General features: G+C 70.3%; 11 protein-coding genes. 2 read left to right on the plus strand and 9 right to left on the minus strand.

Features of this window, described 5'->3' with window-relative positions; all coding sequences use genetic code 11:
- Window positions 1-212 precede the first annotated feature (212 nt).
- The 4 genes from BWR60_RS00360 to BWR60_RS00375 form a co-directional block, all read right to left on the minus strand.
- Window positions 213-2,102 carry an ABC transporter ATP-binding protein gene (locus BWR60_RS00360; protein ID WP_088149028.1) on the minus strand — a complete coding sequence of 630 codons (1,890 nt, stop codon included), beginning with the start codon at window positions 2,100-2,102 and terminating at the stop codon, window positions 213-215.
- Window positions 2,102-3,859, minus strand: coding sequence for an ABC transporter ATP-binding protein (locus tag BWR60_RS00365; RefSeq protein ID WP_088149029.1), 1,758 nt, complete (start codon window positions 3,857-3,859; stop codon window positions 2,102-2,104). The genes BWR60_RS00360 and BWR60_RS00365 overlap by 1 nt, the downstream gene beginning before the upstream one ends.
- A gap of 249 nt (window positions 3,860-4,108) precedes the next feature.
- Entirely contained in the window at window positions 4,109-4,780 is a 672-nt protein-coding gene (locus BWR60_RS00370) for a response regulator transcription factor (protein ID WP_088149030.1), read from the minus strand.
- Window positions 4,761-6,365: a sensor histidine kinase gene (locus tag BWR60_RS00375; protein ID WP_088149031.1), complete on the minus strand. Its 1,605-nt coding sequence runs from the start codon at window positions 6,363-6,365 to the stop codon at window positions 4,761-4,763. Before BWR60_RS00375 ends, BWR60_RS00370 begins: the two co-directional genes overlap by 20 nt.
- Window positions 6,366-6,577: 212 nt before the next feature.
- Between BWR60_RS00375 and BWR60_RS00380 the strand changes: the two genes are divergently transcribed.
- On the plus strand, window positions 6,578-8,041 hold the full coding sequence (locus BWR60_RS00380) for an SLC13 family permease (RefSeq protein ID WP_088149032.1): 1,464 nt from the start codon (window positions 6,578-6,580) through the stop codon (window positions 8,039-8,041).
- Between the two features lie 11 nt (window positions 8,042-8,052).
- Window positions 8,053-9,243 carry a glycerate kinase family protein gene (locus tag BWR60_RS00385; protein WP_088149033.1) on the plus strand — a complete coding sequence of 397 codons (1,191 nt, stop codon included), beginning with the start codon at window positions 8,053-8,055 and terminating at the stop codon, window positions 9,241-9,243.
- Here the strand turns inward: BWR60_RS00385 and BWR60_RS00390 are convergent.
- The 5 genes from BWR60_RS00390 to BWR60_RS00410 all read right to left on the minus strand — a co-directional run bounded on the left by BWR60_RS00390 (window position 9,233) and on the right by BWR60_RS00410 (window position 15,061).
- Entirely contained in the window at window positions 9,233-9,535 is a 303-nt protein-coding gene (locus BWR60_RS00390) for a helix-turn-helix domain-containing protein (RefSeq protein ID WP_179221563.1), read from the minus strand. The genes BWR60_RS00385 and BWR60_RS00390 overlap by 11 nt on opposite strands.
- A 64-nt stretch (window positions 9,536-9,599) precedes the next feature.
- On the minus strand, window positions 9,600-10,895 hold the full coding sequence (locus tag BWR60_RS00395; protein ID WP_179221564.1) for a histidine-type phosphatase: 1,296 nt from the start codon (window positions 10,893-10,895) through the stop codon (window positions 9,600-9,602).
- Window positions 10,896-10,944: 49 nt separating this feature from the next.
- Entirely contained in the window at window positions 10,945-11,751 is an 807-nt protein-coding gene (locus BWR60_RS00400; protein WP_088149036.1) for an inositol monophosphatase family protein, read from the minus strand.
- A complete protein-coding gene (locus BWR60_RS00405; RefSeq protein ID WP_230982902.1) occupies window positions 11,748-12,869 on the minus strand; it encodes an ABC transporter ATP-binding protein in 1,122 nt (373 codons plus the stop codon). Before BWR60_RS00405 ends, BWR60_RS00400 begins: the two co-directional genes overlap by 4 nt.
- Window positions 12,866-15,061, minus strand: coding sequence for an ABC transporter permease (locus tag BWR60_RS00410; RefSeq protein ID WP_230982903.1), 2,196 nt, complete (start codon window positions 15,059-15,061; stop codon window positions 12,866-12,868). The genes BWR60_RS00405 and BWR60_RS00410 overlap by 4 nt, the downstream gene beginning before the upstream one ends.
- Window positions 15,062-15,077 lie beyond the last annotated feature (16 nt).

Here is a 15,077-nt window from a genome sequence, read left to right on the forward strand (position 1 = left end):
TTGCGCCAGCCGACGCCATGGAGTCTCGGGCTCGTGTCCATCGGGATCGCGGAATTCGGGCAAGGTCCCTTCGGTCTCATTCCGGCGCCGGAGCACGATGCCGGGACTCGCCATGCGCCCGGAACAAGCCGGGTCAGGCCCGCACCCATCCGGAGGCGTCGCCCGGCATGCGACGCGATCGTGTCGGGCCGAGGAATGCCGCGGCCCGGGGGTCAGGTCGCCGTGCCGACCGGCGCTTGATGCATGACGCCCCCGTCCGGGATGTCGTCGAACGACGCGTAGTTCATGGTGTAGAGCCGGGCGTAGAGACCCTTGGCCGCCATCAGCTGGTCATGCGTGCCCGACTCGATCTTCTCGCCGTTCTGCAGCACGATGATGCGGTCGGCGTGGCGGATCGTCGCCAGGCGATGGGCAATGACCAGGCCCGTGCGTCCTTCCAGCAGGGTGACCAGGGCCTTCTGGATCAGCATCTCGGTGTAGCTGTCGATATTCGCCGTCGCCTCGTCCAGCACCAGGATCCGGGCGTCCGCCACCAGCGCCCGGGCGAAGCTGATGAGCTGGCGCTGGCCGATCGAGAGATTGCCGCCGCGCTGGTCCAGCACCGTCTCGTAGCCGTCGGGCAAGCGCGCGATGAAGTCGTGGGCCCCCACCGCCTTCGCGGCGCGGATCACCGTGTCGAGGGTTGCATCGGTCTTGTGATAGCGGATGTTCTCGAAGACCGAGCCCGAGAACAGGAACGGCTCCTGCAGCACCATGGCCACCTGCTGCCCGAGCGAATCCTGGGTCAGGTCCCGCACGTCGTGGCCGCCCACCGTCACCTGGCCGTCCCAGACATCGTAGAAGCGATGCACCAGCGCCATGGCGCTGGATTTCCCCGAGCCCGTGGGACCGACCAGGGCAACGGTCTCGCCCGGATTGACGCGGAAGCTCACATTCTTCAGCACCGGCTGCCCGGACCTGTAGCCGAAGGTCACGTTCCTGAATTCAACGGACCCGTCCGTCGCCGGCGACAGGTCGACCGCGCCCGGCCGGTCCCGGATGTCCACCGGGATGTCGAGCACCTCCGCGATGCGGTGGCCGGAGGCCATGGCCCGCTGCATGACGCTGTATTGCAGGGTCAGCGACCGGATCGGGTCGAAGAAGCGCTGAATGTAGAACAGGAAGGCGACCATGATGCCGATGTCCAGGGTGTTGCCCAGGACCATCGAGCCGCCGATGACGATGACCACCGCCATGGCGGCACCGGTCAGCGTGTCCACGATCGGCACCATCACCTGCGCATATTTCGCGGCGCGGAGATGGGTGCGCAGATTGCCGTGGGCCTTGTCGTCATAGAGACGCAGGTTGAGCTGCTGCCGGCCCATGCTCTGGACCGTGCGCACGCCGTGGATCCCCTCGGCCAGCGCGCCATTCGCGACCGAGTTCGTCTCATGGGCGGCCATGAAGGCATCGCGGGCCCGCGGCAGCCACCACAGGCGCACGATGAACAGCACCGGCATCACCGACAGGGTGAGAAGGGCCAGCCGGACGTCCAGCAGCAGCATCACCGTGATGATGCCGACCAGCAGCGCGATGTCGCCGACCGACAGCACCGACGTCTCCATGAATTCCTGCATGGAGTTGACGTCGCCCTGCAGCCGCGACATCAGCCGGCCGACCTCCGTCTTGTCCATGAAGGACAGGGACACGCGCTGCAGATGCGCGAACATGGCCCGCCGCATGTCGAACAGGACGTCCTCCGCCGCCTTGCCGACCACCGTCTCCTGTACCCGGCTGGCGCCGTAGTTGATCAGGATCGCCACGGCGAAGGCGATCGCGGCCCCCGCCAGGGCGGCGCGGCTGCCGGTCGCCATGCCGTGGTCGATGGCGAAGCGGATGATGAGCGGGATGGCGACCTGGCTCAGGGTGAACAGCAGCACCGCCGCGACCGCGATCACCATCTTCCGGCGGTACGGGTACACGAACTGCCAGATGCGGCGGACGATGCGCCCGTCGAAGGCCGCGCCGAACACCTCCTCCTCCGGGCGATGGGATCCGACGACGGCCCGCGGACGGCCGCGCCGGTCCTCGACCTCGTCCCGGTCATCAGGCTTTTCGGACATCAGGGCACCACCGGCTGCGCGGCGTCGTCGCCGGGCCGCATCTGAAGGTCGTAAAGCGCGCGGTATCGGCCGCCCTTGGCCAGCAGCTCCTCATGGGTGCCGCTTTCGACGATGCGGCCCTCCTCGAGGAACAGGATCCGGTCGGCATGCATCAGGGAGCTCAGCCGGTGGGCGATGACCAGGGTCACGCGGCCCTTGGCGAAGCGCCGCATGGCGCTGCGGATCCGCTGCTCGGTGCCGGCGTCGATCGCGGCGGTGGAATCGTCGAACACCATGATGGCGGGCTTCAGCATCAGGCTGCGCGCGATCGACAGCCGCTGGCGCTGCCCGCCGGAGAGGGAGACGCCGCGCTCGCCGACCACGGTGCCGTAGCCCGCCGGCAGCCCGAGGATGTAGTTGTGCAGCTGGGCCGATTCGCTGGCGCGCGCGATCTGGTCGTCCTTCGCCCAGGGACTGCCATAGACGATGTTGTTCTCGATCGAGGTGGTGAACAGGAAGGAATCCTGCTGCACGATGCCGACCGCCTGCCGCAGGGAGTTGAGGGTGACCTTGCTGATGTCCTGCCCGTCGATCGTGATCCGGCCGCCGGCGACGTCGTAGAAGCGCGGGATGAGATGTACCAGGCTCGACTTGCCGGCCCCGGGGGATCCGACGATGCCGATGGTCTCGCCACGCCGCGCCTCGAAGCTGACGCCGGACAGGACGTTGCGCTCCCCGGCTCCCGGATAGCGGAAATCCACGTTCTCGAAGCGCAGGACGCCGTCGCTGACGACCAGGTCCTGGGCGCCGGGCTCGTCCTTGATGCCGAGATCGAGATCGAGCAGGTCGAACAGGCGCGTGCCGCAGGTCGAGGCGCGGGCGAAGGAGTTGACCAGCAGGCCCAGCTGGCGCACCGGCATCTGCAGGATGGTCATGAAGGTCAGGAACGTCGCCAGCGTGCCGACGCTGATCTGGCCGTCGATCACCCGGTTGCCGCCGACCCAGAGCACCAGCCCCATCGCGACAAAGAAGGACAGGTTCATCGCGGCGGTGTTGACCACGCGGATATCGACACGGTCGTGGCCGATCTCGATGGCGCTCTGCGAGGCCCGGTCGAACTTCTCGAGCTCATGCGCCTGGGCCGCGAAGGCGCGCACGACGCGGATGCCGCCGAGATTCTCCTCCATGACCCGGCTGAGGACGGACATCCGCTCCTGCAGGCTGAGCCAGGTCGAGCGCATGCGCAGCTGGGTCACCGAGGAGCGCCAGGCGACGAACGGCACGAAGCTGAGACTCAGGAGGCCGAGCACCAGATCCGTGCTGAGCAGCAGGGTGGCGCCGACGCCGATCAGCACGGTCAGCAGCACCAGCCGCACGATCCCGGTGCTGAAGAACATGCGCACGCCTTCGAGATCGAGGATGCCGAGCGTGATCAGGTCGCCGGTATGCGCGCGGTCGTGGAAGCTGAAGCCCAGGCGCTGCAGCTTGTCGTAGCAGGCGAGGCGCAGCTCGTAGCCGATATGGTGCCCGACCGCTTCCCCGAAATAGTTCTGCAGCATGGTGAAGAGGCCGCGGAAGACGCTGACCGCGAACAGCACCAGTGCGGTCGTCAGCAGCGCCGCCTGGGCTTCCGTCGCCGAGTCGGCTGCAGCCGTCAGCACGCCGCGCGCCTGGTCGACGGCCTGGCCGAGGAGACGGGGGATGAACAATTGCAGCGTCGCGGCGATGAAGGTCGACCCGATGGCGATGCCGACCTGCCAGGGATGGCGCAATGTCATGCGGCTGATGCGAAGGAGTGTCCCGACTCCGCGGCCCCAATGGGCTGCCGCAATATGGAGACGTGAATCGTCGCGCCTTCGCGCGTTCGCGATCGTATCGGTCGACACGGGGTGATCCAGTACTTCCGGCGCACTGCCTGTGGCGAGCCAGGGCTCGGTCGGCAGTCATTCTTCGAGCCATAACGCGCCTTTTTGACGGCGAGTTCAAGCCTGCTGGCAGGCCGCCCGCACGGGAGTCGTCACGCTCGGCTAGTCATCGACAAGCATGTAGCCAATACCCCGGATCGTCCGGATCTCGGGCGCCCCCTCCGGCCCGAGCTTTTGCCGGAGATAGCGGATGTAGACCTCGACGATCTTCGTCCCCGGATCGAAGCCATAATTCCAGACATTGCTGAGCAGCCGCTGCCGGCTGACCACCTTGCCCGCGTTCAGCATCAGATATCGGAGCAGCTCGAACTCCCGGGCGGTCAGCTCGACCTCGGTCCCGGATTTCGTGACCCGCCGTGTTGCCGGGTCGAGACTCAGAGGGCCGACCTGCAGCAGCTCGATCGGATCGAGGCCCGGCCGGCGCCGCAGCAGCGCCTCGATCCGGGCCACCAGCTCATCGAAGGCGAAGGGCTTGGTCAGATAGTCGTCGGCGCCGCTCTGCAGCCCGTCCACCCGGTCGCGGATGCTCTCCTTGGCCGTCAGCATCAGCACCAGCACCGGCCGCCGCTCCTGCCGGATGATGCGGCAGACCTCCAGGCCGTCGACATAGGGCATCAGCCGGTCGAGGATCACGAGGTCGACAGCCTCCTGCCGAAGCTGATCGAGACCCTCGCGCCCGTCTTCGGCGAGCAGGACGCGGTAGCCCTCGGCCTCCAGGCCGCGCTGCAGGAAGTTCGAGATCCGCCGGTCGTCCTCAATGATCAGGATGCGCATCGGTGCTTTCCTTCGCGATCGGCAGCCGGATGCGCAGCACGGCGCCCCGCGGCTCCGCCGCCTCCAGCGCGATGCTGCCGCCGTGCCGCTCGACGATGGCCTTGGCGATCGACAGGCCGACGCCGAGCCCCTTGGCGGCACGGCTGACATTGTTCCGCCCGCGATAGTAGCGGTCGAACACGAAGGGCAGTTCCTCGGGGTCGACGCCGCAGCCCTGGTCGCTGATCGAGATCGCGACGCTCCCCGTCTCGTCGTGAATTCCGATCTCGATGGCGCCGCCGGGATCCGCGTATTTGATGGCATTGTCGATCCCGATCAGCAGCGCCTGTTTCAGGCGCTGTGGGTCAGCCCGGACCGGGCGGTCCGGCACCGTGTCGACCAGCCGGATCGCCATCTGCTTCGGACCGGCCAGGATCGTGCTTTCCTGGATCGCGGCGGCGACCACCACCGCCGGCTCGACCGTCTCGAAGGTGAAGCTGACATCCTCGGCCTGGGCGCGGGTGACGGCCTGCAGATCTTCCAGCAGCCGGGCCATGTCGGCGGCATAGGTGCCGATCCGGGTCAGGGCCTCGCGATATGTGGCCAGTTTCGGCCGGCCGCGCAGCGCGACCTCGGCCTCGCCGCGCAGGATCGTCAGCGGCGTCCGCAGCTCATGGCCGGCATCGGCCAGGAACTGGCTGCGCCTGCTGTCGAGGGCACGGAGCTGATCGTTGGCCTCGCGCAGCTCATGCGTCCGTTGCTCGACCTCGCTTTCCAGCCGGGCCTGGGCGGACATCAGCCGTCCCTGCTGCTCCTCGATCGCCTCGGCCATCTTGTTGAAGCTGTCCGACAGCAGCCGGAACTCGTCGCGGCGCGACGTGACGATGCGATGGTCGAGCCGGCCCTGGGCGATCGCCTCTGCCCCAGCCGTCAGCTGGCGGACGGGCTGGACGATCGAGCGGTGCAGCGCCAGCCCGGACCCGACGCCCGCCACCACGACCAGCGCCGAGAAGATGCCGGCGACGATCAGCAGCGTGTGCTGCGCGCCCTGGACCCGCGCCAGCTCCTGGGCGACCTCGTCCCGCTCCTCCTGACGGGCCCGTTCCAGCATCGTCTCGAAATCGTTGGACAGCCGGTACTCGATGCTGCGCCGGAAGATGTCCACGGCACGGTCCTGCCGGCCCTCCGCCTGGGCCTGGAAGACCCGCGCCGCCGCCCGGTCGATGGCGCGGTAGAATTCGTGCAGCCTGGCCGCGAGCTCCAGTTCGGGCAGCTCCTGCTGCACCTCGCCGAGGCCGCCCAGCGTCGTGAACTCCCGGCGCGTCACCTCGGTGAGCCGCCTGAACCCCGCCTCGATCTCCTGCTGCGCCAGCCGGAAATCGGGCATCTGCTCCGGCCCGAGCAGCAGCACCTCGGCCAGTTGCTCGGCATAGTTGTTGCCGAGGCTGTCGAGGTCACTGATCGCCTCGAAGCGGGAATGGACGCCGTCGACACGGCGGACGAAGTCGCCGGTCAGGCGGAGCGTGACCAGCATCGTGCCGACCACCACGGCGACGAAGCCCATGGCGACGAGCTGGAACAGCAGGATGCGGCGTCGGACGGTCATTCAGCCTCGCGCATGGGAGAGCGCCGGAGCCGAGACCATCACCCGCGTCGCGGCGGGACAAGTCCGCAGCAACGCCTCGGGGCGCGACTCTCCGAATTCTAACCTTGCGCTCTCCATGCCCTAACCGACGGCGCTCTAGATTGTGCCCGGACCGGCGAACGAGCGGTGCCGAAGCCGCCGGCCGACCCGGCAGGGCAACCCGAGAGGGGTGAATGACGAACGCGACCGAGTGGACCGGCCCGCCGCCCGGGCCACGCACCGGCAGCCTGCGGCTGCCGGGCCGCGACGCCCGGTTGCGTCCGATCGGGATCGCGCTGATGGCCGCGGCATGCGGCATTGCGATCGAGCTGGCGTTGCCGGGAGTGCCTCCCCCGGCGCGTCACGCGCTGATCATCCTGCTGCTGGCCATGATCGGCTGGACCCTGACGCCGCTGGACGACACCTTCGTCGCGGTGGCGGCGGCGGTTGCCATGGCGGTCGTCGTCATCCGCCGGCCGGAGACGCTGTTCGCCACCCTCGGCAACCAGCTGATCTGGCTTCTCCTCGCCTCGTTCCTGCTCGCCGCCGCCTTCCGGGCGAGCGGCGCCGCCGACCGGCTGGTCGCCCTGGCCACCGCCCGGCTGCGCTCGGTCCGGGCCCTCGCCTATGCCCTGACCGCCATCATGCTCGCCACCGCCTTCCTCATCCCCTCCACCTCGGGGCGTGCCGCCATGATGGTCCCGGCCTATGCCGCGATCGCGCAGCACTGCCCCGGCCGACGGCTGCGCACGGCATTCGCGCTGCTGTTCCCGACGGCCATCCTGCTGTCCGCCTTCGCCTCGCCGCTCGGCGCCGGGGCGCATCTCCTTGCCGTCGAGATGACGGCGCGCCTGTCGGGCACGGGCATCGGATATCTGGGATGGGTGGCGTTCGGCCTGCCCTTCGCGGTGCTGAGCGCCTTCCTGTCGACCGAGGCCATCCTGCGGCTGTTCCTGACGCCGGAGGAACGCGGCGACCGGCTGCCGCCGCTCCCGGGCGGGACCGGCGGTACGCCGCTACGGCGGCAGCCCGTTCTCTGGATCGCCGCCGCGGTGGTGCTGGGCTGGCTCACCGAACCGGTGCACGGGCTCGATCCGACGATCCTGGCCGTCCTCGGCGCCCTGGCCGTCTTCTGCCCGGGCGTCGCGCCGCTTCCCTTCCGCGACGCGCTTCGGCAGGCCGATCTCGGGCTGCTGCTGTTCCTGGCCGCGACGATCTGCCTGGCCGACGGGATGATGGCCTCGGGCCTGCATGAATGGCTGGTGGCGACCGTCTTCCGGCCGCTGCAGCGGGGTGAGCTGTCGCCGCCGGCGATCCTGGCACTGGTCACGGCGCTCGCGCTGCTGTCCCATCTCGTCATCCACAGCCGCACGGCCCGGGTGTCGATCCTGCTGCCGCCCGTCTTGATCCTGGCCCGCTCCGCCGGCATCGACCCGGTCATCGCGATGCTGGCGACCGTGTCGGCAACGGGCTTCTGCCAGACCCTGATGATCAGCGCCAAGCCGGTGGCCCTGTTCGGCGGCATGGCGGAGAGCGGCTACGGTGCCGGCGACCTCGCCCGGCTCAGCGCCGTGCTGCTACCGCTGCACTTCCTGCTGATCCTGCTGTTCGCGACGGTCGGCTGGCCCGTCATCGGGGCAGTGCTGGCGCTGCCGTAGTGGAGGCGACGATGCCGAAGAAGACCGGACGCCGACGGCTGCGTGTCCTCATCGCCCCGTCCGGCTTCAAGGAAGGCCTCGGGGTCCGCGAGGTCGCCGATGCGATCGCCCGCGGCGTCCGCCAGGCCGTGCCGCGGGCCAAGATCATGCGCGTGCCGATGATCGACGGCGGCGAAGGCTTCACCAGGACGATGATCGAGCTCACCGGCGGGGAACTGCATCCCGTCACCGTGTCCGGGCCGGTCGGCCAGGCCGTCGAGGCCGAGATCGGCTTCCTGGGCGGACGCCGGAAACGCGTCGCGGTCATGGAGATGGCGGCCGCCGCCGGCCTGCGCCTGGTCCCGAAGGACATGCGGGATCCCACCCGGACGACCAGCCGCGGCGTCGGCGAGCTGATCCGCGCCGCGCTTGATCTCGGGGCGGATCGCATCCTCCTCGGCTGCGGCGATTCCGGCATCAACGACGCCGGCGCCGGCATGGCCCAGGCGCTCGGCGTGCGGCTGCTGGACGCCTCGGGCCAGCCGATCGCCGGGACGGGCGCGTCGCTGTCCGGGCTCGACCGTATCGACCTGTCCGGCCGCGACCCCCGCCTGGAGCGGATGCGGATCGACGTCGCCGTCAACCCGTACAACATGCTGCTGGGCACGGCCGGTGTCGCCCGGGTCTTCGGGCCGCAGAAGGGCGCCACACCGGACCAGGTGGCGCTGCTGGAACGCGGCCTCGAGACCTTCGCCCGCGTGGTTCGGCGCGACCTCGGGGTCGAGGTCGCCACGCTGATCGGCGGCGGGGCGTCGGGCGGGCTCGGCGCCGGCCTGCATGCCTTCGCCGGCGCGAGGCTGCATCCGCGCTTCGACCTGATCCTGCGCCATATCGATCTCGACCGGCGGCTGGCCAAGGCCGATCTGGTGATGACCGCGGAAGGCGGCATCGACGGCCAGACCCGCTACGGCAAGGTACCGGCCGAGATCGCGCTGCGGGCCAAGCGCTACCGGCTGCCGGTCCTGGCGCTCGCCGGCACGGTCGGCAGCGGGGCGGAGTCCACCCGCGAGGTCGGGATCGATGCCGTGTTCGGCATCCTCAAGCGGCCATGCTCGCTCGAGGACGCCATCCGGGACACCGACACGCTGCTGGCCGACGCGGCGGAACAGGCCGTGCGCCTGATGCTGGCGGGACGCCGCTGGCGATCTCCCGTCAGGGCGTGAGCTCGGGCCGGCCTGGCCGGCGGTGCCGGCGTGACGCCGGCCGGCCGGTCCGCGGATGGTCGAAGAGCCCCCAGATCCGCTGCCGCGCGAAGCGTCGCCGCCAGCGGCCGATGCAATGCTCCTCAAGCTGGAGCCGCCCGGCGATCGACCGGTTGCTCAGCCCGTCCGCGGCGAGCAGCACGATCGCGGCTCGCTTCGCCACCGGCCGCGCGCCCGCCGCCAGGGCAATCCTGTCGAGCAGGCTGCGCTCCTCATCCGTCAGCACGACTGGATCGGCCTTTCCATGCGGCATCTGCTGTGGTCCCGGCATGATGGGCAGCGCCCGGTCCGACGGCGGCCGGACCGGGCCGGACCGGTCAATGGTAGGTCTGCGGCGCTACCGCGGTCCGATCCAGGGCGGCGGAGACGATCTTCGCGAAGGTCTCGATCGGGCAGGCGCCGTCCGGCCGCTGGCCGTCGCAGCCGGGCAGGCTGACCTGGACGAACTCCGGCGGGTTGGCGTCGTCGAGCACGACGGCGGCGCGGATCTGGTCCAGCCGCGGGGTCAGGAACTCGACCCGGACGAAGCGCTGGCCGGTCGCCTTGTCCAGAAGACGCTCGAACACCAGCCCGCCGCTCGGCGGCGTCTCGTCCTTCAGGTAGCTGTCGAGCGTCCAGTGGGCGTCGAGCATGCCGCCGATCTCGGCGATCTGGGTGTCGCTGCCGACGAACAGCGTCAGCCTGGCGTCGGGGGGACCGCCGGCCGTGTCGACGCCGGGCACCGAGGCGCCTTCCGCCAGGCCGATCAGCAGCTGGTTCAGGATGTTCGAGGCGCCGCGCCGGGCAATATAGGGCACGCGCTCGAAATACTCGTATTTGACCTGCCGCATGGCCGAGAGGCGGATCACGTCGTCGGCCGACGTGATATGGCCCCAGGCCAGCTGGTCCGGCGGCAGGCCGTTGGCGTATTCCAGCAGGAACACCTGGGCGATGGTCGAGGCCTCGCCGATCGGCCCTTCGAGCGACAGGTTGCGACCGTCGCTCTTGGCAACGATGTCCCATGGCCGGTCGGCGAAGTCGCAGCCCTTGGCACCGCAGCCGAGGACGCCGCTCAGCTCCTTGTACAGCGGCGCCAGGCGCTGCTTCGGCCCGTCGAAGCTGCCGTCCATCGCCGCCAGGATCGCCGCCCTGCCCTTCTCCGGGTCCAGGCGGCCGAGATCGGTGTCGGATGCGGTGAACAGCGGGTCGGCGCCCTTGGCGTCGCCATGGCCGACGGCCAGGCCGCAACCCGGGAACATCGCCGCCAGGAGGGCATTGCCGGTGTCGACCGTCCGCTGCAGCTGGCTGCTGGCCCAGGCGAAGACCTCTCCCGGCTTCGGGCATTCCGGCGCGTTCAGCAGGCCGCGGGATGCGAGCATTCGCCCCTCCCAGGCGCCGAGCCGGCCGACAGCCTCGGCACCGTGCGGCGTCAGCATGCCGTCCGCGACCTCCCATGTCGGCCAGGGCTTGGCGGCGAAGGGGGCTATCGCCTTGCTGCTGGTCGGCGGCCGCACGCCGTGCCGCATCAGCACCACCGCCTTGTCGAGCACCAGGTCTCCGGCCGCCATGGCCGGAGCCGCCAGGAATGTCGCCAGCAGGATGCCGGCGACGGCGGAAAGCCGCCTCGATGCCATGATCGCTCCTCCCCTTTGTGGTGATGCCGCCATTGGGCCGGCGGCCGGCCTAGCCCGCCAGAGCCGCGGGTTGTTCGATCGGCGCCTCCAGGCCCCGGGTCATCGCCGCCAGCCGGTCGCGCAGCGCCGGCGTGCAGGCGAGCAGCAGGTTGCCTTGGCGGAGCCCGTCATCCGCCAGGAAGTCGTTGGTCCAGCCGCCGGCCTCGCGCACCAGGAGGAGGCCGGCCAGCGCGTCCCAGGCGTTGATGTGCAGCTCGGCATAGCCGTCGTTCAGGCCGCAGGCGACCTCGGCCAGGCCGAGCGCGCCGGAGCCGTGGCGGCGGAACTCGATGCCGGCCTCGGTCAAGCGCTGCAGCAGGATGCAGTAGGCGGCGAGCGGCCGGCGCTCGGACCAGCCGACCTCGACCAGCGGCGCCGCGCCATGCGCCAGGCCGCTGACCCGGATCGGCCGGCCGTTCAGCGTGGCGCCGCGGCCACGGCGGGCGACGAACAGGCGGTCGTCGGCGGGGGCGTAGAGGATGCCGATCTCGATCTCGCCGTCCTGGACATAGGCCAGCGACACGCACCAGCGGCCGGAGCCGTGGATGTAGCCGGCGGTGCCGTCGATCGGGTCGACCACCCAGACGCGGTCGGCGGCCTCGCCGCCATACTCCTCGCCGATCACCGCGTCGCCGAAGCGCTGCGCGATCTCGGCGCGGACCAGCTGTTCCACCGCCCGGTCGGCCTCGGTGCAGAAATCGATCGCGCTCTTGGCCTCGATCGGCGCCAGGGTGCGGCGCATGCCCAGCGCCAGCGCACCGGCGCGCAGGGCCAGGTCCAGGCCGAAGGCCTGGCGCTCGTCCAAATCCTGGGTCACACCACTTCTCCCGCCGGCACCAGGGCGGCGCCGTCCGCCGGGATCGCGACGCTGACCGCCGCGCCGGGGGCCAAGGGCTCGCCGACATTGCCGTCGATGACGAAGGCCTCGGCCCCGATCTCCGATAACTCCACCTGATACTCCATATGGCTGCCGAGATAGGCGGCCTTGCGGATCGTCCCGGCCAGCTCGCCAGGCTGGTTTCCGCCGGCGCGCAGCCGGATCGACTGGGGCCGCACCGCGACCTCGACCGGCCCCGCCGGCAGCTCGCGATGCGGCAGCGACAGGCTGATGCCGCCGATCTCGACCTGCGCCATCGCCCCGTCGCGCCGCTGCAGCGTCGCCGGCAGCAGGTTGGCGTTGCCGATGAAATCGGCGATGAAGCGGTTCGCCGGCCGCTCGTAGAGGTCGCGCGGCGTGCCGTCCTGCACGATCCGGGCCGAATGCATCACCACGATGCGGTCCGAGACGGCCAGCGCCTCCTCCTGGTCGTGGGTGACGTAGACGACGGTCAGGCCGAGCGACTGCTGCAGGCCGCGGATGTCCTCGCGCACCCGGCGGCGCAGCTTGGCGTCGAGATTCGACAGCGGCTCGTCGAACAGCAGCACCTTCGGCTCCAGCACGATGGCGCGGGCCACCGCGACCCGCTGCTGCTGGCCGCCCGACAGCTCGCTGGGCAGCCGCCGCTCGAAGCCGGACAGGCCGACCGCCGCCAGCTTCTCCGCCGCCATCGCCTCCGCCCTCGCCTGCGGCAGGCCGGAGGCACGCAGGCCGTAGCAGACGTTCTGCATCACCGTCATATGCGGGAACAGCGCGTAGGACTGGAACACCATGCTGACGTCGCGCTCGGCGGCGGAGCGGTGGGTGACGTCCTCGCCATCGATCAGGATCCGGCCCTCGGTCGCCAGCTCCAGCCCGGCGACCAGGCGCAGCGTCGTGGTCTTGCCGCAGCCGGACGGGCCTAGCAGCGTCACCAGCGTGCCGCGCTCGATCGCGAAGCCGACGCTGTCGACCGCGGTCACCGGGCCGTAGCGCTTGCTGACGGCGCGGAACTCGACGGCCGGGAGGCCGGCGGCCTCGGCCGTGGCGGGGTCGATCAGTTTGGTTTCGCTGGTCACGCCTGCACCACGGATTGACGGTTGCGGGTTGCCGGGACCGCCGCGGCGCGGCGGCCGATCCGCCGTTCGCCGACCAGGGCCTGGATCGCCATCAGCGCCAGGACCATGATCGTGATCAGCACGGCGGAATAGACGATCGCCAGCCCGTATTCGCCGAACTCGGCCCGGCCGACGATGTAGACGGTGGCGAGGTTGAACTCGCCGCTGACCAGGAAGATCACCGCGCTGACGCTGGTGATCGCCCGGACGAAGGCATAGACCAGCGAGGTCGCGACCGCCGGCCGCAGGATCGGCAGGATCACCCGCCGCAGCGTGGTGGCCGAGCGCGCGCCCAGAGTCAGCGACGCCTCGTCCAGGCTGCGGTCGATCTGGCTGAGATTGGCCAGCCCGGCGCGGATGCCGACCGGCATGTTCCGGAACACGAAGGCGATGATCATGATCATCGCCGTCCCCGTCAGCTCGATCGGGCCGCTGTTGAAGGCCAGGATGTAGCTGATGCCGATCACGGTGCCCGGGATGGCGAAGCTCATCATGGTCAGGAACTCGAAGGCGCCGCGGCCGATGAAGCTCTGCCGGTTCAGCAGATAGGCGGTCAGGATGCCCAGCGCCGCGGTCGGCACCATGGCCAGGAGCGCCACCTCCAGCGTGGTGATCAGCGAGTTCCAGGCCGACCCCGCCAGATACCAGCCATGGTCGCTGTCGCCGATGGCGAAGGCGGTCAGGAAGTGCTTCAGCGTCAGGGTGTTGTCGCTGCCGATGGCGCTGACGAAGCCGCCGATCATGATGATGCCGTAGACCGCGACGGTGAGCGCGATCCAGGGCAGCACCACCGTGTAGCACAGGAGGCGCAGCGGCCTGGGCAGCGGGCCGGGCAGCCCGGAATCACCCTTGCCGGCGACGGTGACGTAGCTTCTCCGCCCGATCCACAGCCGCTGCAGCAGGAAGGCGGACAGGCTGAAGCTCAGCAGCACGATCGCCAGCACCGCGGCCTGGCCCTGGTCCTGCGCCGCGCCGACCACGGCGAAGTAGACGCTGGTCGACAGCACGCGGAAATTGCCGCCGATCATCATCGGGTTGCCGAAATCGGCCAGGCTCTCGATGAAGGCGATCAGGAAGGCGTTGGCCAGGCCCGGCCGGATCAGCGGCCAGGTGACATGGCGGAAGGTGCGCCACGGCCCGCTGCGCAGGGTCTGCGACGCCTCCTCCATGCTCGGGCTGACGCCCTGCAGCACGCCCAGCAGCACCAGGTAGGAGATCGGGGTGAAGGCCAGCAGCTGGGCGATGGTCAGGCCCGGCATGCCGTACAGCCAGCGGCTGCGCGGCAGGTGGAACCAGTCGTTCAGCAGCGTCGTCACCATGCCGGCGCGGCCGAACAGCAGGATCAGCGCCAAGCCGATGACGAAGGGCGGCGTGATCACCGGCAGCACCGCCAGCACCTTGAACAGGCGCGGGAACGGGAAGCGGGTGCGCTGGGCCACCAGCGCGAAGGCGAGGCCCAGCAGCGTGCTGAGCACGCCGACCAGCGTGGCCTGGGCCAGCGAGTTCCAGGCCACGCCGCAGCTGCGCCCGCCGGAGAGGCAGGCCAGGCCCCAGATCGAGGAATCGGTCAGCTTGTCGGCGAACAGCGGCAGGTCGACCTGCCCCTGATTGTCCTTGAAGGCCGACAGCAGGACGCACAGCACCGGATAGCCGACGAAGATCAGGATCGAGCCGCAGACGGTGACCAGCGCGCCGACGGTGAAGGCGTCGCCTTTGCACCAGCCCTGCCGGGCCAGGCCGTGCGCGGCCAGGAGCGCCATCGCCACGAGGTAGCCGAGGGCGCCCCAGCCGAGCGCCGGCTGCGCCGCGGCCCAGCCGGCGAGGCTGCCGAGATCGACCATCGCCCAGCCCTGCCGGTCGATGGCGAAGCCTTGCAGCAGGGCCCAGGCGATGCCCGCCGCCCCGGCCCAGGCCAGCAGGCGCGGCTGCCGCCGCCACTCGGCCAGGCTGGCCAGCAGCAGCGGCAGCAGCAGGCCGAAAAGCCAGGGGCTGCCGCGGGCGGCCTCGACCACCGCCGGTGCCCCGCCCTCGGCCAGGGCCCGGACCAGCCCGCCCTCGATGCCGTACCAGGGCAGCAGCAGAACCGACGCCCAGCTGAGCAGCAGGCACAGCCGCGCCCCGGACAGCCGCGCCGCGGCCGCCCCTTTCCTCAATCCCGTCGCCGCCACG

The sequence above is a fragment of the Inquilinus limosus genome (assembly GCF_002195995.1).
Classification (GTDB): Bacteria; Pseudomonadota; Alphaproteobacteria; order DSM-16000; family Inquilinaceae; genus Inquilinus; species Inquilinus limosus_C.